Consider the following 19,540-nt stretch of genomic DNA (forward strand, 5'->3'; position numbering starts at 1 on the left):
CATTTGAATGCGCTGTCTAAATTGAATTCCATATACCATATCTCCTGTAACCGAGGGATAAAGTTTCGTTTGATATCAAGAAAAAGAATTTTTGTATATCGAAAACCTACGGGGAACCAATATTATAGTTTTTAACTAATTCTCCCTATCTGTATCCATTTTCAAACAGTGAATATTCCATCGTTAGAAGATAAAATATTCTCTCTTCATGTTAAACACTTTTAAATAAATTGAAAAATCAGAAAAACGGTCTGTACTTCCTTTGAGGAAAATGGTATATTTTTTCTGTATTTGAATATATATACAGGAGTTGGAAGCCATGCAAAAGTCTCGTTTTTGGGTAGTTTGCATCACGATGCTTCTTACTATTAATCTTTTCCCTCTGTATCAGGCCTCTGCTGAAGAAGAATTTACTGAAGTGCTTGATGAAAATTCCGAATATTACGAACTTGGTGAGTCTGTTAAAATCGAAGGAGTTTTAGAGCCCGCAACGGCAAGCAGTGATTTTCAGGTTAGTTGCATAGCTTGTGTTAATAACAGATACGTAGTGAAGACAATAAAGGGCCCTACCAAGGTAAAAAAACGTGTAAGGTTTTTAACCTCTTCTTGGGCAAAAGCCTCTAGCTATACCTGGAGTAAAACTCAATCTGCCAGCTCCACTGTATCATCTAATGTGGGGATTAGCGCCAAAGGGATATCAAGTCAGTTAGGGGTTTCTAATACAGTAACCACTTCTTATTCAGTTGCAATCACAATTCCCGCTAATAGTAAGAAATATAGTAAACTTGCATTCTATAGTGATTACAACAAACGGTATGTAAGAGTAAGAAATTATTTAGGAAACTCCCTTATAAGTACAAAGTATGCTTACCATTATGCTCCGCGTAAAGATACATACTTGCAAGTTGTCTATAAATAAAATATAAAGAGGTAAAGGAGTCACCATGTCAAAAATAAAATGGATCATCACGCTCTCCATATGCGCAGCTCTGGCATTTTCTCTCTTTATTTTCTTCAACAAGGCGAATTTTACAGAGGCCAGCGAAAATAAAGAAAACGGGCTTTTCTTTGCTCAAAACTATATCAGCTATGCGATGGAAGACGAGACGATGTCGTTTAACATTTTCGGCCTGCAAAAAGCAAACACCGGCATTCCGATAAGCGGTGATACGGTTACGTCGCTCGCTTTTGATAACGATCATATTCAAATCAGCGATTACAAGGTTGAAACAGGGATTCGCCATAAAGGCTATACGCTCGTCAACATCATCGTTGACGTCCGAATCTCAAGCGATAAACCGGAAAAAGCTGATCAGCTGCTGATATCTTTTAACGGACGTGATGCAGAAGCATTTCAAATCGGAAAGATTACCCTTCAAAACGATCATAATGTTCGAAGCGGTGACCTGTCGCCTGCTGGCCAGTATACTGCAGGATATCCAAAACCGTCCTTGGACGTTCGGCTGAAAAACAACCTGGCAAAAGATATCTCCCTTGAAAAGATCACCGATCTAAACGGCGTCATGACGTATTCATTTGACAAGAGGACCGCCATCCAAGCTAAACAAAGCAAACACATCGTCGTCCCGGCTTTTGATATGACAGGGGAATATGATTTTTATACGGTCACTCCTGTTTTACGTTACACTGCAGCAGGGAAGCCTCATCGATACAGCTTGCCCGGTGTACTGTACGGAGCTTTAGACTCCGATGTAGAAAAAATCGAACGGATGCTGAAGCGTCCATAGTTACTGCAAAAAAGCCGGTCTCTGGCTATTATGGTTCGGGACGGCTTTTTCTTTATCCTCTAAAAAACAGCTGATACATACCCCCAGAGTCTTTCTTTGATCGCTGCCATTTCAATTACGATAGCCGCAAGTTTTTGTAAAACTCAAATTTTTCTCTCGTTTGACCGAACATTTTGACGTTTTCAAAGATTACTTTTTTTAAAACCCAGATATCAGGGTTAAAAGACCTGAAAAAAGAAAGATTCACATGACCATAGACGGTAATTAAAAGGGAATGCCGAATAGACCTATATAAATCTTCCTCATTTTGGATGGTTAGCAGGAATTCTTAGTTAACTGGACGAATCTTTAGTCTGTTAAAAACTAAGGAGGAAATTTTTCAAATGAAAAAACGGTCTTTATTCTTTACTTTATTGCTTTCTGCAAGTTTAATACCTGGGGCGGCCGGAGTCGCGGAAACGGGCGGTCATAAGCATACTCATGAAGCAAAAGGGATTTATAAGGAAGCATTGCCTAAACCTAAGGAAGGTTATAAAGATTTAACAGGCAAAGTTCACATTGAAAAAACAACGAAAACAAAAGTGCTGGATGAGAAAGGAAATGAAACGAGTACGATCACATTTAAAAAGAATGTAAACAACGGTAAATTTTCGACTCAGGCAAGCACGGGCAAGCAAAAGATAAGTGTCCTCGCGGTGGCTGATAAGCAGTACCGGCAGAAACACAAAGACTGGAAAACGAGAATCGTCAACATCGTTGAAGAGGCGGACGAAATGTTTAACCGCGACCACGATATTGATTTTGTCGTGGAAGCTGTTGCCCCATGGAGTTCTTCCGGAAGCAATGCCTCTGACATTCTTGACAACCTGGCGGACAAATTCGAAGGACGGCCTTATAAATTCGTAGCCGGCTTTACAGCCAACGACAATTTTGAAGCGGGCGGCATCGCTTTTCAATACCCTGTTAAACCGGACGGTCCTGCTTTCAGCGTCACGTTCGACCTGGGAACGGAAAATACGGCAAAAGCACAAAGACACGAATTTTCCCATAATTTCGGGGTGGAGCATGATCCGCAAGGAAGCGGCATCCGTTGCATTATGAACTACGATTACGCATACACCGTCGATGTCTGGGATGCGGAACACAACAGCCTGATCGAGAAAAATAAAGTTTGGTATCAATAGTTATAAAAAGGCGTCTCCGCATAAAGCGGAGACGCCTTTTTTGTACTGCAGCCGGGCAGCCTCAATTGGGCTGGGAACCGGTTATCCTCTCAATACAGCCTGATACGCATCCTCCAGTGCCTTCAGCACCTGGTCGTGAACTTTTGTCACTTCTTCTTCAGTCAATGTTTGTTCAGGATTCAAATATTGCAGGCTGAAGGCGACAGATTTCTTGCCTTCTTCCATGTGCTCGCCTTCGTAGACGTCAAAGACATGGACTTCTTTGAGCCATTTGCCGCCTGCTGTTTTGATGACGTCCTCAAGCTGACCGGCCGCTGTTTCTTTGTTTACAACAAGCGCGATATCCCGAGTAACAGAAGGATACTTCGGAATTGGTGTATACGTGATCTCCGGTACATCCAATCGAAGGAGCTCGTGCAGGTCCAGTTCAAACACATACGTGTCGCTCAGATCCAGCTCTTTTTCAACTGACGGATGCAGCTGGCCGATGAAGCCGACTAATGAGCCGTTATGCAAAATATTGGCCGTCCGCCCAGGATGAAGCTCTTTTCTTTCAGATTGAGCGAATTCGATGCCTTCGGTGATGCCGAGCTTTTCCAACAGACCCTCGACGATGCCTTTTACGACGAAGAAATCAACCGGCTTTTTCTCGCCCTGCCAGAGGTTTTTATGCCACAGGCCTGTCACGGCTCCGGCGACGTGTTCTTTTTCGACCGGTTTCGTATGTTCTTCGGCTTTCAAGAAAACTGAACCGACCTCATAAAAAGCTGCAGAATCGGACTGCCGTGCCAGGTTGTATGCGACCGAATCAAGCAGATTAGGAAGCAGGCTGTGCCTCAGCACGCTTCTTTCCTCGCTCATCGGCAGCGAAAGGATCGTTTTAAACGATTTTTCCAATGCGTAAGCCGTTGCTTTTTTATCGTTTGTTAGTGAGTATGTGATCGCCTGGGAAAGGCCTGCTCCTTCCAGAAAGCGTCTTACTTTTCTGCGCTTGTCCTGATAAGGTGTCAGTCCGCCCGCAAAGCCTGTTACTTCCGGCAGTGTCGACGGAATGTTGTCATATCCGTACAGTCTTGCGACCTCTTCGATCAAATCTTCTTCAATCGCAATATCGCCTCTTCTTGACGGAACCGTCACGACCAGTTCCCGTTCAGCGTCTTCAACTGCAAAGCCGAGCCTTTCAAAAATGTTGACCATTTCTTCTTTGCTGATGGACATGCCGAGAACCTTCGTCACTTTATCAACGGAAAGACGGATGACTTCCTCTTTGATGTCAAGATGGTTTTCTTCAACCGTACCTTCTAAGACGGTTCCTCCGGCATACCGGCTGATCAAATCTGCCGCGCGTTCTGCAGCGAGGCGCACCCGTGCAGGATCGATGCCCTTTTCAAAGCGGACGCTTGATTCGCTGCGAAGACCGAGATCCTTTGATGCTTTGCGAACGGTCTGACCGTTAAAATACGCGGCCTCAAGCAGCACTGTCGCCGTATCTTCGCGGACTTCGGAGTCCGCTCCGCCCATTACGCCTGCGACTGCCTGCGGAAGAGAACCGTTTGTGATGACAAGATGCTCAAGCGTCAATGTTCTTTCTTGTTCATCAAGCGTCGTTATCGTTTCATTTTCGTACGCTTTGCGGATGACGACCTCTTTTGAGCCAAAGCGGTCATAGTCAAACGCGTGCAGCGGCTGACCGTATTCGAGCAGAACAAAATTCGTAATATCGACGACATTGTTGTGCGGTCTGATGCCGGCATTGATCAGCTTCGTCTGCATCCAAAGCGGCGACGGGCCGATTTTGACGTTTTTAATGATTTTTGCCGCGTACAAAGGATTGGCTTCTGTATCTTCAATTTTGACGGAAATATAGTCCGCCGCTTTTTCGGCGCCTGCCTGATAAGCCGTCTCAGGAAGCTTGACTTCGCGGCCGAGAATCGCAGCCACTTCATAGGCAACGCCGAGCATGTTCATGGCGTCGGCGCGGTTTGGCGTCAGTCCCAGTTCGAGAACCGCATCGTCGAGCGCCAGGCTTTGAAGAGCGTCCGCACCGGTTTCCGCATCGCCCGGGAAGACGAAGATGCCTTCCGCATATTCTTTCGGCACAAGCTTGCCTTGAATGCCAAGCTCCTGCAAAGAGCAGATCATGCCGTTAGACACTTCCCCGCGAAGCTTCGCTTTTTTGATTTTAAAATTGCCGGGCAATACCGCACCAACCGTGGCGACGGCTACTTTTTGCCCTCTGTCCACGTTCGGAGCCCCGCAGATGATCTGGACAGGCTCTTCTTCGCCGATATCGACGAGGCATTTATTCAACTTGTCGGCGTTCGGATGCTGTTCGCGCTCCAGCACATGTCCGATGACAACGCCTTTCATTCCTTCTCCTTTATATTCGATGCCTTCCACTTCAATTCCGCTTCTCGTAATCTTTTCAGCGAGAATCTCGGGAGTCATCCCATCTAAATCCACGTATTCCTGCAGCCATTTATATGAAACAAACATCACGCGTCCTCCTCTTTAAGCCTGTTTAAATTGAGATAAAAATCTGACATCGTTCGTATAGAAATGACGAATGTCGTCAATGCCGTATTTCAGCATCGCGATCCGTTCAACACCCATTCCAAATGCAAATCCCTGATATTGTTTGGAATCGAATCCGGCCATTTCGAGCACGTTCGGATGCACCATTCCGGCGCCGAGAATTTCGATCCAGCCCGTTTGTTTACAAACGGAGCAGCCTTTGCCTCCGCATTTAAAGCAGGAAACATCGACTTCGACAGACGGCTCTGTAAACGGGAAGAAGCTTGGACGCAGTCTGATTTCGCGCTCTTCGCCGAACATCTTTTTCGCGACCGTTTCAAGCGTTCCTTTTAAGTCGCTCATGCTGATATCGCGGTCAACGCAGAGACCTTCAATCTGCATAAACTGATGGGAGTGTGTCGCATCATCGTTGTCGCGGCGGTATACCTTGCCGGGGCAGATGATTTTGACAGGGCCTTTGCCTTTATGCTTTTCCATCGTGCGCGTCTGGACGGGAGACGTCTGCGTCCTCATCAGCGTATCTTCCGTAATATAAAAACTGTCTTGCATATCGCGGGCCGGATGCTCTTTCGGAAGGTTGAGCGCTTCGAAGTTATAATAGTCGGTTTCTACTTCAGGACCCTCTTCCACCGAATATCCCATGCTGATAAACAAGTCTTCGATTTCTTCAATAACGATCGTCAGCGGATGCCGTGCTCCTGTTTTTACAGGGCTTCCCGGAAGCGTCACGTCAATCGTCTGTTCTTTCAGCTTCCTTTTCACCTCTTCTTCCTCTAGGCGGGCATTTTTTTCGGCAATCGCCGCGGCGATTTTTTCTCTTACTTCGTTCGCCAAGGCGCCCATTTTCGGCCTTTCTTCAGCGGACAGCTTTCCCATTCCCCGAAGCACTTCTGTGATCGGTCCCTTTTTTCCCAGGTACGCAACGCGGACATCGTTGACTTCTTTTAATGAACCAGCGGCTTCCACTTTTTCAACCGCTTCTTTCTCAAGCCGTTTCAGCTCTTCCTGCATCTTAAAAACTCCTCCTTTTATGTAGCAACCTGTTATTTTAGGCAATAAAAAAAGCCCCTTTCATAATGAAAGGGACGAATCGTGGCCGTGGTACCACCCTTTTTTAAAACAAAGCAAAAAAGCTTTGCTACTTACTTCATTGGCATAACGGAATGAATCCGGTTCACCTTTACACATCCCTCGAGAGACGCGGTCCCGGTGACAACTCAAGAGGTGAAGCGTTTTTCCGGCCTGCCATAAAAATGCTTGCAGTCTAAGGCATTTTCTCCCTAAATGGCGACATGTGAAAAAACGGAGCCTCTATCACTGTTTTTAAACATATTACATTCATTATAGTGAATTACATGATCCTGTGCAACCGGTTATCCGTGGAGATGATAAAGAAGGACCGCGGCTGCGGCCGCCACATTCAGCGACTCCGCTTTTCCGTAGATCGGAACGTACAGATTTTGGTCGGTCTGTGCGAGGAGATCCGGATCGACCCCCGATCCTTCGTTTCCGATCAATAGCGCAAATGACTGCGACGGCTCCGCTTCTCTAAATGGCACGGCATCCTGCAGCGCTGTGCCGTAAACCGGGACGCTTTTTCCCTTTAGCTCTTCAATCAGCTCCGAAAGCTCGCGTTTTAAAATCGGAATGTGAAAATGCGAACCTTGAGCCGATCTGAGCGTTTTGGCATTGTAGGGGTCGACAGTGCCTTGTCCGATCACAACGGCATCGATCCCCGCCGCGTCTGCCGTCCGGATGATCGTCCCTAAATTGCCCGGATCTTGCACAGCATCCGCAAGCAGCAGCTTTTCGTATTGAAAAGGTCCGCTTTCAGGCATTCGGCATACAGCGGCGACAGCCTGGGGTGTCTCTGTTTCGGCAATCGCCGAGAAAGCATCGTCGCTCAAAATATAGCGGGCAACAGACTCATCAAGCGCGGCCGGGAAATCCGCTTCGTCTCGGACCATGATTTCTTTCACAACACCCGGTGTCTTCAGCGCTTCCTCAACGAGATGCTCGCCTTCTATTAAGAAAGTATTGGTTTTTGTCCGCTCTTTTTTCGTATGAAGTTTTTTCCAATCCTTCACTTTTTGATTTTTGGCTGATTCAATTCGTTTCAAATCGTTTTGACTCCTTTGTCTCGCAATAGTCACATTATATCTCATCAATGATACATAATAAACCCGAAAGCGAGGCAGAATATAGAAAATCAGATGATGAAATGGAGTGAAAAAAGATGGATTTGAATTTGCGCCATGCCGTTATTGCCAATGTATCAGGAAACTCGCAAGAAGAGCTTGAGCACACGATCGTCGATGCGATCCAAAGCGGTGAAGAAAAAATGCTTCCGGGATTAGGTGTGTTGTTCGAGGTCATCTGGCAGCACGCAACTGAATCGGATAAAACTGAAATGCTTGAGACATTGGAACAAGGATTAAAAACGAAATAAACCGGCGGCCTGAAACGGCCCCGGTTTATTTTCATCCTGGAATAGAAGGCTCCATCCGCAATGCCGGATCGCGCCAAATCTCCGTCCATTTTTTAATGGCAGCCGCCATGATCACCAGCCCCAGCAGCAGCATAATAATTGATAAAATGCCGTTTAAAACGCTGAAACCGGCAGCTTCCGCATTAAAATAAACGTTTTTGATCATCCAGTATCCCGCATAGTTGACCGTTACGTACAAATAAGCGAGCGGAATGAGACAAGTCAGCATATAACGCCGTTTGTCCGCTATTTTTAAAATGACCGTCGCGCCGATAATTAAACCGACGGATGCCATCAGCTGGTTGGATACGCCAAACAGCGCCCAAATCGAGCTGATGTCGCCTGAATACAGCAAATACCCCCACATGAAACAGGCAACGGCGCTCGCTGCGACCGAACCCGGAAGCCAGTCCGTTTTTTTCAGCGGTTTGTACACTTCTCCGAAAAAGTCTTGAATCAAATAACGCGCCACCCTTGTACCGGCATCAATCGCCGTTAAAATAAAGACGGCTTCAAACATGATGACAAATTGAAAAAAGTAAGAGGCCAAATGGCTGAAAAACGGAATATCCGTAAAAATATAAGCCATGCCGACGGCAAGGGTAACAGCTCCGCCTGTTCTTCCTTCAAGATCGAGACCGATTTCACGGCTGAGTTCAGGCAGGTGGACGACATTCATGCCAAGCGTCCGAAAGACTTCAGGCGAACTGTTGATGGCAAAATAATCGCCCGGCTGCAATGCCGTTGCCGCGATCAGCGCCATGATGCCGACAAGACACTCAACGAGCATCGCCCCAAAGCCGACGAATTTCATATCGCTCCACTTATCAAGCATTTTCGGCGTCGTGCCTGAACCGACAAACGCATGGAAGCCGGAAATCGCACCGCAGGCGATCGTAATTGAAATAAACGGCCAAACCGGACCAGGCGATACAGGTCCCCCTCCGCCCGTAAACTCGGTAAACGCCGGAAACGGAATCGCCGGATTGACGACGAACACCCCGGCAATCAAAGCGATAAACACCCCGATCTTCATGAAGCTGCTCAAATAATCGCGCGGCGCGAGCAGCAGCCATACAGGGAGCGCAGCTGCAAAAAATGCATAGACAGGAAGTGCGACAGCAAGCGTTTTCGTATCAAGCGTCAAGGCGTCTCCAAGCGGCGTTTCCGCGATGGACGGTCCGATGAAGACACCGGCCATCAGTAAAATAAATCCGCCGGTTGACGCTAATTTTAAGTTGCCTGTCTTTTTATAAAATAAACCGACCCCCATCGCGATCGGAATTGTAATCGCAACGGCGAACGTCCCCCACGGATTGCGTTCAAGCGCATGAAGCACGACCATCGACAGCCCCGCCATCGTGATCGTAATAATAAACAGCATCGCAAGCCCCGTGCAAAATCCCGCAACAGGCCCGAGCTCTTCTTTCGCCACTTCTGAAAGCGACTTTCCCTTCCTCCGCATGGACGCAAATAAAACGACAATATCATGCACGGCTCCCCCGATCACCGCTCCGATCAAGAGCCACAACAGCCCCGGCAAGTAGCCGAACTGCGCCGCCAAGATCGGCCCGACAAGCGGCCCCGCGGCTGCGATGGCCGCAAAGTGGTGGCCGAAAGACACCCATTTGTTCGTCGGCACATAATCTTTGCCGTCTTTCTGGAGATGGGCAGGAGTCGGCTTGTCATCATCAACCTTCAACACTTTCACCATCATAAATGTTCCGTACAAACGATAGGCGATCGCCAAAATACAGATGGAAGCGATCACAATTGTTATTGCATTCATCCAATTCCTCCCCCCTTTGTTTCTTTTTTAACATATCTCATATTTTTTGTAAGCGCAATCATCTTTTTTCGAAAAAAGACACGGCCTCCAACTTCGCTTTTTATGACAGCTTCCTTTTGTTATAGACGAGCACCCGGACCTCTCAGTTTGATTTCATATTCTTATTGACACTTTAGCACGATCGTACTAAAATTGAGTCATGAATACGAAATCACAAAAAAGACGACTGCAAATTATTGAAGACGCTATTCAAGTGCTTGTGGAAGAAGGCTATGCGAATGCCTCGATCGGCAATATCGCGAAAAAGGGGGGAATCAGCAAAGGAGTCGTTACGTATCATTTTCCAAATAAAATGCAGCTTATGAAGACTGTTGTTGAGTATTGCTACGGACTTGCAGCACCTTATATGGAAAAATTCATGGATGGTTCAGACAGTGCGCCGGCGACACTGCGCGCATACATTGAATCAAATCTCAGATTCATGTATGAACACCGGGCTTACGTGACCGCAATCATTGAGGTGGTATCCAACCTACGAACAGAAACCGGTGAGCTGTTTTACCAGAATGAAGATGAATCAATATATGAGCCATTAGTTGAAATTTTTAAGTGGGGACAGGAAACAGAAGGGAGTTTCAGGCAGTTTTCCCCGCACATTATGGCCAGAACCGTCCGAAGCGTCATCGATTCTCTTGGGACCAAAATCGCAAATCAAGATATATCAAATAAGGAAGACATGATATCAGAAATTGTCGATACGTTCGATTATGCAACAAGAAAAATAACTAAATAGGGGGGGCTATCGTGAACACTGGTGAATTTAAAAAATTGGACGGGAAAATTGTTGCCGTACGGAAGCTTGAAGGTGTGATCACTTTATGTGTGTATGCATCCTTGATTCTGGCATTGCTATACTTTACTATCACATTCGGCTGGCCAAAATGGATATTGGCTGTCACATTATGTTTAGCTGTTGCCTCGGTACCGTTTGAACTTTATCTTTTGCCGAAGTGGAAATATCACTTGTGGCGATACCACCTAAGTGAAGTAAGTATTCAAATCCATAAAGGGATCATTTTCAGACGAAAAGTATTAATTCCTATGGGGAAAGTCCAGCATGTCGAAGCAAAACAAGGTCCTATTTTAAAAAAGTACAATTTATATACAGTGACTTTATCAACGGCAGCCGGCAGCCACGACATTCTGGGATTGGCCGAAGGAACAGCCGATTCGATCCGCAAAGAAATTGAAGCCTATGCGAGGTTAAGCGATGAACAAGTCTGACACATTGATCAAACATCGTCTCCATCCGGTTTCCGTCCTTTACTTTATCGCTACAGCGATCAAAGAATCATTTTCCTTTATTTGGTTATTTCCACTACTCGTATTATGTATTCATAAACTGGGCGGTGACATTCCCGCTTTCCTCATCAATATCACTTTAGGCTCATGCCTTATCCTGTCGTTTTTCGTGATTGGTGTATTAAAATGGCGGTCATTTACCTACCAAATACATGAGAAAGCGATATATGTTGAATCCGGTTTGCTTGTCGTCAAGAAAAGATGGGTGCAGCCGGATCGTATACAATCAATTGATTCTGCGATTCGTGTATATGATCATTTATTTTCCACCCGGACTTTGACAATTGAACTTGCCGGAGGAGAAGAATCCGGCATCACACTCAGCTGCATTTCAAAAGAAGAAGAACAGCGCATTCGGACGGCTTTAAAAGCAGAAACAAAAGACAGGCCGAGCGAACATGCTGAAGACTCCATGTTTCAATTATCTAAAAGTAACCTCATTTTACACAGCCTGCTATCGCCTAAAGTCGGAATTGTGTTTACGCTGTTATTACTGGGATTGCTAAAATATATGGATATATCGAAAGAAGGAGACAGGGACACTTTGTTCACCTCCTTATCCGACTGGTTCGGCCCCAACTGGATCATGATCACGGTGGTCTTGATGGCTATTCTATCATTCGCGCTTTCGCTATTACTCACATTTGCAAGTGATTTTCAATTCACATTAAGGAAAAATAGCAAAGGAGAAATTGAGATTGAGCAGGGCCTGTTTGAAAAGAAAAAACGAACGATCGGACAAGACCGGATACAGGCCATTCTCATCATTGAGCGTCCGATTCACCGATTCTTGGGGTATGCAGAAATCAAAGCTGTTGTGATTCGCAATCGTTCAAATGAGCAAAGCAGTAAAACCGTCACCCTACTTCCTTTTGTTAAAAAAGAAAAGGCCGAATCCATGCTTGAACCGTTTACCGGTTACCGCAAAGGAGGCCATCTGCACACGCTCACAAAGGAAGCGAAAATTCACTATATGGTTATGCCATTTATAGCCGGCTGTCTTTTTGCCATACCGATATGGCTGTTTGTACCTTCCGACTATCACAATCTGGCTGCAGTTCTGCCGCTCGGATTATTCAGCCTGGGGTGGATAGGGTATCGGATGATTGGCTGGAATCAAAGCAGCCGTTTTTTAACTTTGCAATACGGAATTTTATCCCGGAAAACGGCAATTATGAAACGCGGACGCATTCAATGGGCATCATTGAGCCAAACATTTATGCAAGAGAGAAAAAACTTAGCATCAATTAAGCTGGCCGTTGCCTCAGGAAAAGAAAATATGAAGTTTTCGATCAGCCACATTCCAATAGAGAGTGCAGCAGATCTTTATCAACATGCCCTTAAAACAAAGGAATAATTTTCAAAACCACCCAAAACCCAGTTGACTAATAGGAATAATAAGAATAAAATAGACACATGCTTCATCTGCTGCCTTTTTTAAGGCGTAATTGGCGGGTATCATCGGATATCCGCCTTTTTTCTGTCAGCATAACGGAACAATAAAAAAATGAACGGCCATGACTAGACAGAAAGCGGCGATCCCTCCGATTCGATTGATGTTTGTTTTGACAAGTGAAGCTGAGAGATGGTGAGACAGCGAAAAAAACAATATGGTGCCGATCAAGATGACGCCCGCCTCTAAAAATGAGTGATTGAGAAACCGGGTCCGATCAAGGACCGCCGTGATAAACAGAAGCCAAAGGTATGCTATAAATGCGTACATCAAAAAGCAATATGCAGCCGAAAAAGACGACTTCATCATATCCCCCCTCCTGTTTTATAGTATTCTCCGACATAAATGCGCACACCTTTTCACACCTAAAAAAACCGGCACAGCGGCCGGATTTTTTAGGTCATCTTTTTTTCATTCTGATCACATTCCAGGAAAGTTTCGGAAGGTGAGCCGTCAGCCTGCCGTCACATACTTTGGCGTCTCCGCCGCTGTGCGGAACGACGTTGTTGCGGTCTTTTTCATTCGTCGCTTTATGATCTTCGTGTTCCAGAACGATGTGCTCAGAGACACTGTACCCTTCAAAGCTTCTCATATCGGCTTCCATTTCAAGGCCGGCGTCAGTTGCGCGGTTGACGGCAAAAACGGTTAATTCTTCGGCTTCTTCATTGAAAACAGACACAGACTCCAGGTACGGCACATCCGTAAAGTCTTTCGCATCATACTTCGGAGACGATACCGCCGTCTGCAATACCGTTCCTCTGCCGTAGACGGAAGCGTGCATAAACGGATAGAAAATGGTCTGACGCCACGCTTCTCCCCCTTTGTCTGTCATAATCGGCGCGATGACATTGACAAGCTGAGCCAGACAGGCGATTTTCACGCGGTCGGCATGCTTGAGCATCGTAATCAGCATACAGCCGACGAGAAGCGCATCCTCAAAGTTGTAGATGTCTTCAAGAAGGTGCGGTGCTTTCGCCCAGCGTTCAGCTTCTTTGTCTTTTTCATTCGAGTGATACCAGACATTCCACTCATCATATGAAAGGTGAATCGTTTTCTTGCTTTTCTTTTTCGCTTTCATATAGTCGCAGACTGAGATGACCGTTTTGATGAAGTGATCCATATCCAGCGATCTCGCCAAATAGTTTGGAAGATCATTGTCACGGTTGCCGTAATACGAGTGAAGCGAGATGTACTCGACATGTTCGTACGTATGGTCAAGCACGGTCGTTTCCCAGTCGATGAATGTCGGCATTCCGCTTCCCGAACTTCCGCAGGCGACGAGCTCGATCGACGGGTCCGTCCATTTCATCACCTTCGCGGCTTCAGCGGCAAGTCTTCCGTATTCGGCTGCAGTTTTATGGCCGATTTGCCATGGACCGTCCATTTCATTGCCGAGGCACCATGTTTTAATTTTATGCGGTTCCTTATATCCGTGGGATTTTCTCAAGTCGCTGTAGTACGATCCTGACGAATGGTTGCAATATTCTACCAGGTTGCGTGCGGCATCAATTCCTCTCGTTCCGAGGTTGACGGCCATATTCACCTCTGCCCCGACAAGCTTTGCCCAATCCATAAATTCGTTCGTACCGATTAAGTTCGGCTCGGTTGTCGCCCACGCCAAATCAAGTCTTGTCGGCCGCTGTTCGACAGGACCGACCCCGTCCTCCCAGTTATAACCCGAGACGAAATTTCCGCCGGGATACCTGATAAACGGAACCTTCAGTTCACTGACCAATTTAATAACGTCTTTCCGAAAGCCAGATTCGTCAGCTTCAGGATGATCGGGCTCATAAATACCTTCGTAAACGGCTCTGCCGAGATGCTCGATAAAGGATCCGTAAATTCGCTTATCAACCTCTGCCACCTTATATTCCTTGTCAATCGTCATCTTCGCTTTGTGTGCAGTCATGTTAAATCATTCCTTTCAAGATGATATATAGTGGATCAGCCTTTAATTCCGCCCGCCGTCAAACCTGATATAAAGTACTTCTGGAAGAACAGGAAAATGAGAATCACGGGCAGAATCGCCAGCACAGAACCCGAAATCAACATGTCATAATTGTTCCCGTACGGACTGAGCAAAGCGGACAGTCCGATGGGGAGCGTAAACATTTCTTTCGATCGCAAAACGATCAGCGGCCATAAGAAGTTATTCCAGCTGTTTAAGGATTGAAGAATGATCATCGCTCCAAATGCCGGCTTCATCAAGGGCGCCATAATCCTGAAGTAAATGCCGAACTCTGTGCAGCCGTCCATTCTCGCGGAATCAAGCAAATCTCTCGGCAGGCCGAGCGCATACTGTCTAAAGAAAAACACGGCGACAGGCGAGACGATAAACGGCAGAATCACACCGGCGTATGTGTCGACAATATGAAGAGAAACCGTCATTTTAAATAAAGGCAGCATGAGAATTTCGATCGGCACCATCATGATCAGGAGCACAGCTACAAACAAGAGATTTTTTCCTTTAAAGTCGTAGACGGCAAGCCCGTATCCGACCATTGAAGAAAACAAGAGCGTCAGCACGGTGGATATCACCACGAGAATCAAGCTGTTCGAAAACCATTGAAAATAAATGCTTCCTCCGTTAAACAAGTATGTGTAATTGTCAAGGCTCAGGATTTCAGGGCTCAGCTTTAAATTCAAGCCGAAGCGCAACAATTCCGAAGATGGTTTGAGCGAGCCGAGCACAAGGCAGAAAAGCGGAAACACAAACAAAAAGCTTAGTATCGCAAACAGCAGAAACAGAGCAACTTTCGCAATGTTGAGGCCTCTGGCAGGACGCATTAATAGCCCTCCTTTTTAAAAGATCCAGACAGCTTTAATGAAATGAGGCTGCAGATGAAAATGATGATCAAGAGCACGATGCCGAGCGCCGAGCCGTAGCCCATGTTGTTGTAGGCAAGCCCCTGCTGATAAATGTATCCGACCATCGTCAGGCCGATGTTGCCCGGAGAGTTGTTTTGCCACAGCACATAGCTTTCTTCAAACATCCGGAAGCCGCCGATGATGCTGATCGTCAGCACGTAGACGCTGACGGGCTTTAAAAACGGAAGCGTAATATGGTAAAACTTCTTGAACGTGCCTGCGCCGTCGATTTCGGCAGCTTCATATAATTCTTTCGGAACGTTCTGCAAGCCCGCCAAAAAGTACAGGACATTGATTCCCATCCATCTCCAGGATGCGAGCATCACCATTAAAAACATGCCGGTATGTTCGTTGTTCAGCCAGTTGTACGGCGAAGCTCCAAACTTAGCCAATATCGAATTCGCCAGCGATGTATCCATTTCTCCAAAAATCAGCCTGAAAATAATCCCCGCCACAATGGTTGACGTCAGAGCCGGGATGAATAAAGCCGATTTGAACACGTTTTTAAACTTTACGAGTTTAGAATCTAAAAAGACTGCCAGAATAAGAGGAACAGGTATTAAAATCAGCAATGTCCAAAAGGTGTATTTTACGGTGTTGAATAGTGCGGTATAAAATGTAGGATTGTTTAATGCTTGATAGTTCTCCGTCCCGATGAAGCGGACTTCCCCGGGGAGAATGCTTTGAAAGCTCATGATGACGACGCTGATAAGCGGATAAAGAAAAAATATGCAGAAGGAGAGTACAAAAGGTGCTGTGAAAATGTAGGGTGCGGCTTTTGCTGAATATAATAAACGTCTGATCTTTCTTTTTCTGCTCACCGGCGGAAACGAATGCACTGTATCTGTTTTAACAGTCTTCAAGTTATCGCCTCGCTTTACAGTAATGAAAGACTATTGCCCTTTCACTTCAGCTGCTGCTTTGTCCAATGCTTCTTTCGGTGTTTTGCTCTTCGTTTTGAGCGCTTCGTACAGGACGTTTCTGTTGACGAGATCGGAAGTCTTCGCATAATCCTCAGTAAGGTAAAGCGGATTGATCTCATCCTTTATGTCAAGAAGCACGGAAAAGATGTGTTGTCCGTTTTGAAAGTATTCTGTATATTGATTTGGTTTTTTCAATTCGTCCGAGTCCCACACATCCCATCTGAGCGGATCGAATCCGAGCACGGTCCACAGCTTGATGTTGCCTTCTTTCGATGCTTTGGCAAATTTCAAGAAATCCTTGGCCAGATCGACCTCTTTCGCCTGTTTTGGAATCACGGTGGCCGTTCCGCCCATTCCCGCTGAACGGTCTCCCCCTTCTTCCCATGCCGGCAACGGTCTGATCGCGATTTTCCCTTTCAAGTCAGGCATATAATCCAAAAAACGACCCATATACCAGATCGGCATTAAGACAGACGCCGCGCCGCCTTGGTTCATAAACCCGTAGTATTCTTCACTGTGATGATTACCTCCGGGCGTTGTGACGGCAATTTTGTCTTTCTCAATTAAAGTCTTTAAAAATTCGAGCGTTTTTACGTTTGTCTCATTGTTTAATGTCAAACGCCCCTGCTCATCAAAGTAACCGGATCCCTGCTGGGAAACCAGCGGCAGAAATGAATTCGGATCGGTCGTTTCAATCGTTGTCATCGGCTTTCCGAGAGCTTTGACGACCTTTTTGCCCGCTTCCCTGTAATCTTCCCACGTTTTGATGTCGTCCGGATCAACGCCTGCTTTATTCATCATTTCCATGTTGTAATACATCACGGTTGTTCCGACATGTGTGTCAAGTCCGTAAAGCTTGCCGTTCTTGCTGTAGAGCGTCAGCCTCGCTTCAACAAACTTGTCGCGTTCGCCCTCCACAAGCGGCGTTAAATCTGTAAGAGGAATGTCAGAGCCCTTCAAAAAGTTCGAATAGCGCCCCAGCTCAACATCGGCAATATCTGGAACCCCTTTCCCGGCTAAAAGCGAGATTGATAAATTGTCATGCATCTGTCCATACGGATACACCACTGTATTTAATTTGATTTTTCGCTCGGGATACTTTTTGTTCCATTCTTTCACCATCTCAGCATAAAACTGTTCATGAAGGCCGTTGAATGTCCAAAATGTCAGTTCGGTGCCGTCCGCTTGATCAGAGGCTGGACTTGCCTTGCACCCCGATAAAAGCAGACATGCAGCGACCGTGACCATAAAGATAGATGAAAGGAACCTTTTCACATTTTAACCCCTTTCACGCCTGGTCCTTTGCCTAAAAGCCCCGGCAAAAGGCCGTATTGATTGATGATTTTCAGTCCTGTATACCGGTCTCTGAGCTGATGGGCGTATGCGAGCGCTTCTTTCACCAGCTCTTCTTCAACATCGAGTTCTTTGAAAGATACAGGCCCGCCGATACGCCTCATCCACTCTGCCATTTTCTTACCGTCAGGGAGCTTTTCATAAACGGAGCGAATCGCTTGCTCAGCGTGTTGATCACCCAGGCTTGTACCGATAAGAGATCGGTAAATGTCAGTCAGCATGATGGCGCTGCAGCCGACTTTAGCACCGTGGAGCACTTGCCGCTTATTGTTCTCCAACGCTTTCATTTCAAGGTAGTGGGAAAGATGATGCTCGCCGCCGGAAGCCGGCCTTGAATGGTCGAGAACCAGCATGACAAGACCAGAAAGGATCAGTGATTCCATCAATTTCTTAATCCCATCGCGCGTCTTGGCGGCGATGTCATCTTTTCGGTCAAGGCATTGATCAAGCGCTTCCCTCGTGAGCCGGCTGGCGGCCGGGCAATACGGCTCATCGGCAATCAGGCGGGAAATTTCCCAATCCGCAAGCGACGTCTCCTTGCCGAGCATATCGCCAAAACCTGCGGCTATCATGTTCTGCGGCGCTTGACACAAGAGCTCCAAATCGGCAAAAAGCGCGATCGGCGCTGTCGTTTGAACCGTCTGTTTCTTTCCTTTTAAAATCAGCGGTGCTCCGGCTGAAGTAAAACCGTCAACCGACGGAGCCGTAGGAACTGAAATAAACGGGATGCCGCGCTGATAGGCGCAAAACCTGACGATGTCGTGAATCGTGCCCGCTCCGGCCGCAATTAGTACATCCGCATCAATCGGTACACCGATCAATGCACTCACTAATGTTTGCTCATCCGCCGTCACATCGCCCGCTTCATTAGCTTCCAGCAGAACATGAACCGTTTCAGCCGTTTCTTCAAGAAGAGCCGCAATCCGCTTACCGGCTATCCGTCCGGTCGTTTCATCATAAATGACAGCGGCTTTTTTATAGGAAGCATATTTCACGAAAGCGGGCAATTCTTGCTCAACAGCTTTGCCGCCGATCGCGATTTTTTCGACTGTAAGCGGATGATGAACAGCTCCGCATTCGCATACACCCAAAGTGTCTTTCACATAAGAGATCAAATCTTTCATTGACAGCTTCCCTCCTCTATTGGCCGTAATACGCGTCTGCCCCGTGCTTGCGAAAATAGTGCTTATCCTGCAAAGCGCTCTTAATCGGCTCAAGAGACGGATTCAGCATCAGGGAGCGGTACGCCATCTTCGCGACTTCTTCCAAGACGACAGCATTGTGTACGGCCGCCAAGGCGTCTTTCCCCCAGCAAAACGGCCCGTGATTGTTCACGAGAACGCCGGGCATCGCCAGGGGGTCCAGATGCCGGAACGTCTCGGCAATCACTTTTCCTGTATTCAACTCGTATTGACCTCTGATCTCCTCAGGATTCATTTCTCTTGTACACGGAATGTCACCGTGGTAGTAGTCGGCATGAGTCGTTCCGAGTGACGGAATATCCTTCCCTGACTGCGCCCAGCTTGTCGCCCACGGAGAATGCGTATGGACGATCCCGCCGATCGACTGAAACTGCCGGTAAAGATAGAGGTGTGTCGGCGTATCGGAAGACGGCTTCAGATCCCCTTCTACAATCTCGCCGTCCATATTCAGAACCACTAAATCTTCGGCTTTCAAATCGCTGTATTTGACACCGCTCGGTTTGATGACGACCAGCTCATTCTCCCGGTCAATACCGCTGACATTTCCCCATGTAAAGGTGACAAGCCGGTATTCTTCAAGTTGCAAATTCGCTTTTAATACTTGTTCTTTCAAAGATTCCAGCACAGTTTTCTCC

General features: G+C 46.6%; 18 protein-coding genes. 7 read left to right on the top strand and 11 right to left on the bottom strand.

The features are described from left to right. The first annotated feature begins 319 nt into the window (after positions 1-319). From MHB72_RS15865 to MHB72_RS15875, 3 genes are all read left to right on the top strand, one after another. A complete protein-coding gene (locus MHB72_RS15865) occupies positions 320-919 on the top strand; it encodes a hypothetical protein (protein ID WP_101561168.1) in 600 nt (199 codons plus the stop codon). 25 nt (positions 920-944) lie between these two features. Beyond that, positions 945-1,748 (top strand): hypothetical protein, encoded by an 804-nt coding sequence (locus tag MHB72_RS15870; protein ID WP_216919821.1) that lies wholly within the window; start codon positions 945-947, stop codon positions 1,746-1,748. A gap of 383 nt (positions 1,749-2,131) precedes the next feature. Further along, positions 2,132-2,932, top strand: coding sequence for a zinc-dependent metalloprotease (locus tag MHB72_RS15875; RefSeq protein WP_020452509.1), 801 nt, complete (start codon positions 2,132-2,134; stop codon positions 2,930-2,932). An 81-nt stretch (positions 2,933-3,013) separates the two neighbouring features. Here MHB72_RS15875 and pheT read toward each other — a convergent pair whose 3' ends face one another. The 3 genes from pheT to MHB72_RS15890 all read right to left on the bottom strand — a co-directional run bounded on the left by pheT (position 3,014) and on the right by MHB72_RS15890 (position 7,587). Then, a complete protein-coding gene (gene pheT, locus MHB72_RS15880) occupies positions 3,014-5,428 on the bottom strand; it encodes a phenylalanine--tRNA ligase subunit beta (RefSeq protein ID WP_216919819.1) in 2,415 nt (804 codons plus the stop codon). Between the two features lie 15 nt (positions 5,429-5,443). Beyond that, positions 5,444-6,478 (bottom strand): phenylalanine--tRNA ligase subunit alpha, encoded by a 1,035-nt coding sequence (gene pheS, locus MHB72_RS15885; RefSeq protein ID WP_003184229.1) that lies wholly within the window; start codon positions 6,476-6,478, stop codon positions 5,444-5,446. A 362-nt stretch (positions 6,479-6,840) separates the two neighbouring features. After that, positions 6,841-7,587, bottom strand: coding sequence for a TrmH family RNA methyltransferase (locus MHB72_RS15890; RefSeq protein ID WP_065643645.1), 747 nt, complete (start codon positions 7,585-7,587; stop codon positions 6,841-6,843). Between the two features lie 116 nt (positions 7,588-7,703). Here MHB72_RS15890 and sspI point away from each other — a divergent pair, with 116 nt between their 5' ends. Continuing rightward, positions 7,704-7,916: a small acid-soluble spore protein SspI gene (gene sspI / locus MHB72_RS15895; RefSeq protein WP_023855460.1), complete on the top strand. Its 213-nt coding sequence runs from the start codon at positions 7,704-7,706 to the stop codon at positions 7,914-7,916. 31 nt (positions 7,917-7,947) lie between these two features. On the opposite strand, the gene cstA is transcribed toward sspI, so the two are convergent. Further along, on the bottom strand, positions 7,948-9,744 hold the full coding sequence (gene cstA / locus MHB72_RS15900) for a carbon starvation protein CstA (protein WP_020452513.1): 1,797 nt from the start codon (positions 9,742-9,744) through the stop codon (positions 7,948-7,950). A 199-nt stretch (positions 9,745-9,943) separates the two neighbouring features. Between cstA and MHB72_RS15905 the strand changes: the two genes are divergently transcribed. The 3 genes from MHB72_RS15905 to MHB72_RS15915 are packed head-to-tail and all read left to right on the top strand — an operon-like array spanning position 9,944 to position 12,463. Beyond that, complete coding sequence (locus MHB72_RS15905; RefSeq protein WP_216919817.1) at positions 9,944-10,537, top strand: TetR/AcrR family transcriptional regulator; 594 nt, start codon at positions 9,944-9,946, stop codon at positions 10,535-10,537. An 11-nt stretch (positions 10,538-10,548) separates the two neighbouring features. Then, positions 10,549-11,028: a PH domain-containing protein gene (locus MHB72_RS15910; protein WP_216919815.1), complete on the top strand. Its 480-nt coding sequence runs from the start codon at positions 10,549-10,551 to the stop codon at positions 11,026-11,028. Continuing rightward, positions 11,015-12,463, top strand: a complete 1,449-nt coding sequence (locus tag MHB72_RS15915) for a PH domain-containing protein (RefSeq protein WP_216919813.1) — start codon at positions 11,015-11,017, stop codon at positions 12,461-12,463. The genes MHB72_RS15910 and MHB72_RS15915 overlap by 14 nt, the downstream gene beginning before the upstream one ends. Before the next feature lie 126 nt (positions 12,464-12,589). Here MHB72_RS15915 and MHB72_RS15920 read toward each other — a convergent pair whose 3' ends face one another. The 7 genes from MHB72_RS15920 to araD form a co-directional block, all read right to left on the bottom strand. Further along, the gene (locus MHB72_RS15920; protein ID WP_216919811.1) at positions 12,590-12,865 is read right to left on the bottom strand and encodes a hypothetical protein; all 276 of its coding nucleotides are present in this window, start codon (positions 12,863-12,865) and stop codon (positions 12,590-12,592) included. Positions 12,866-12,959: 94 nt separating this feature from the next. Further along, a complete protein-coding gene (gene arfA / locus MHB72_RS15925; protein WP_103750229.1) occupies positions 12,960-14,468 on the bottom strand; it encodes an arabinosylfuranosidase ArfA in 1,509 nt (502 codons plus the stop codon). A gap of 35 nt (positions 14,469-14,503) precedes the next feature. Continuing rightward, positions 14,504-15,346, bottom strand: coding sequence for a carbohydrate ABC transporter permease (locus MHB72_RS15930; RefSeq protein ID WP_020452519.1), 843 nt, complete (start codon positions 15,344-15,346; stop codon positions 14,504-14,506). Further along, positions 15,346-16,290 (bottom strand): carbohydrate ABC transporter permease, encoded by a 945-nt coding sequence (locus MHB72_RS15935; RefSeq protein WP_020452520.1) that lies wholly within the window; start codon positions 16,288-16,290, stop codon positions 15,346-15,348. Before MHB72_RS15935 ends, MHB72_RS15930 begins: the two co-directional genes overlap by 1 nt. A 30-nt stretch (positions 16,291-16,320) precedes the next feature. Then, the gene (locus MHB72_RS15940) at positions 16,321-17,598 is read right to left on the bottom strand and encodes an ABC transporter substrate-binding protein (protein ID WP_106070691.1); all 1,278 of its coding nucleotides are present in this window, start codon (positions 17,596-17,598) and stop codon (positions 16,321-16,323) included. Between the two features lie 23 nt (positions 17,599-17,621). After that, the gene (locus tag MHB72_RS15945; protein WP_144498772.1) at positions 17,622-18,827 is read right to left on the bottom strand and encodes a sn-glycerol-1-phosphate dehydrogenase; all 1,206 of its coding nucleotides are present in this window, start codon (positions 18,825-18,827) and stop codon (positions 17,622-17,624) included. A gap of 16 nt (positions 18,828-18,843) precedes the next feature. Continuing rightward, positions 18,844-19,530: an L-ribulose-5-phosphate 4-epimerase gene (gene araD / locus MHB72_RS15950; RefSeq protein WP_020452523.1), complete on the bottom strand. Its 687-nt coding sequence runs from the start codon at positions 19,528-19,530 to the stop codon at positions 18,844-18,846. Between the last annotated feature and the right edge of the window lie 10 nt (positions 19,531-19,540).

Source organism: Bacillus sp. FSL K6-1284 (genome assembly GCF_038002625.1).
Classification (GTDB): domain Bacteria; phylum Bacillota; class Bacilli; order Bacillales; family Bacillaceae; genus Bacillus; species Bacillus paralicheniformis.

Excerpts from the sequence above, each read along its gene's own strand:
- MHB72_RS15865 (WP_101561168.1), top strand. The coding sequence starts at position 320 with ATGCAAAAGTCTCGTTTTTGGGTAGTTTGCATCACGATGCTTCTTACT.
- MHB72_RS15870 (WP_216919821.1), top strand. The coding sequence starts at position 945 with ATGTCAAAAATAAAATGGATCATCACGCTCTCCATATGCGCAGCTCTG.
- MHB72_RS15875 (WP_020452509.1), top strand. The coding sequence starts at position 2,132 with ATGAAAAAACGGTCTTTATTCTTTACTTTATTGCTTTCTGCAAGTTTA.
- pheT (WP_216919819.1), bottom strand. The coding sequence starts at position 5,428 with ATGTTTGTTTCATATAAATGGCTGCAGGAATACGTGGATTTAGATGGG.
- pheS (WP_003184229.1), bottom strand. The coding sequence starts at position 6,478 with ATGCAGGAAGAGCTGAAACGGCTTGAGAAAGAAGCGGTTGAAAAAGTG.
- sspI (WP_023855460.1), top strand. The coding sequence starts at position 7,704 with ATGGATTTGAATTTGCGCCATGCCGTTATTGCCAATGTATCAGGAAAC.
- cstA (WP_020452513.1), bottom strand. The coding sequence starts at position 9,744 with ATGAATGCAATAACAATTGTGATCGCTTCCATCTGTATTTTGGCGATC.
- MHB72_RS15905 (WP_216919817.1), top strand. The coding sequence starts at position 9,944 with ATGAATACGAAATCACAAAAAAGACGACTGCAAATTATTGAAGACGCT.
- MHB72_RS15915 (WP_216919813.1), top strand. The coding sequence starts at position 11,015 with ATGAACAAGTCTGACACATTGATCAAACATCGTCTCCATCCGGTTTCC.
- MHB72_RS15920 (WP_216919811.1), bottom strand. The coding sequence starts at position 12,865 with ATGAAGTCGTCTTTTTCGGCTGCATATTGCTTTTTGATGTACGCATTT.
- arfA (WP_103750229.1), bottom strand. The coding sequence starts at position 14,468 with ATGACTGCACACAAAGCGAAGATGACGATTGACAAGGAATATAAGGTG.
- MHB72_RS15930 (WP_020452519.1), bottom strand. The coding sequence starts at position 15,346 with ATGCGTCCTGCCAGAGGCCTCAACATTGCGAAAGTTGCTCTGTTTCTG.
- MHB72_RS15940 (WP_106070691.1), bottom strand. The coding sequence starts at position 17,598 with ATGGTCACGGTCGCTGCATGTCTGCTTTTATCGGGGTGCAAGGCAAGT.
- MHB72_RS15945 (WP_144498772.1), bottom strand. The coding sequence starts at position 18,827 with ATGAAAGATTTGATCTCTTATGTGAAAGACACTTTGGGTGTATGCGAA.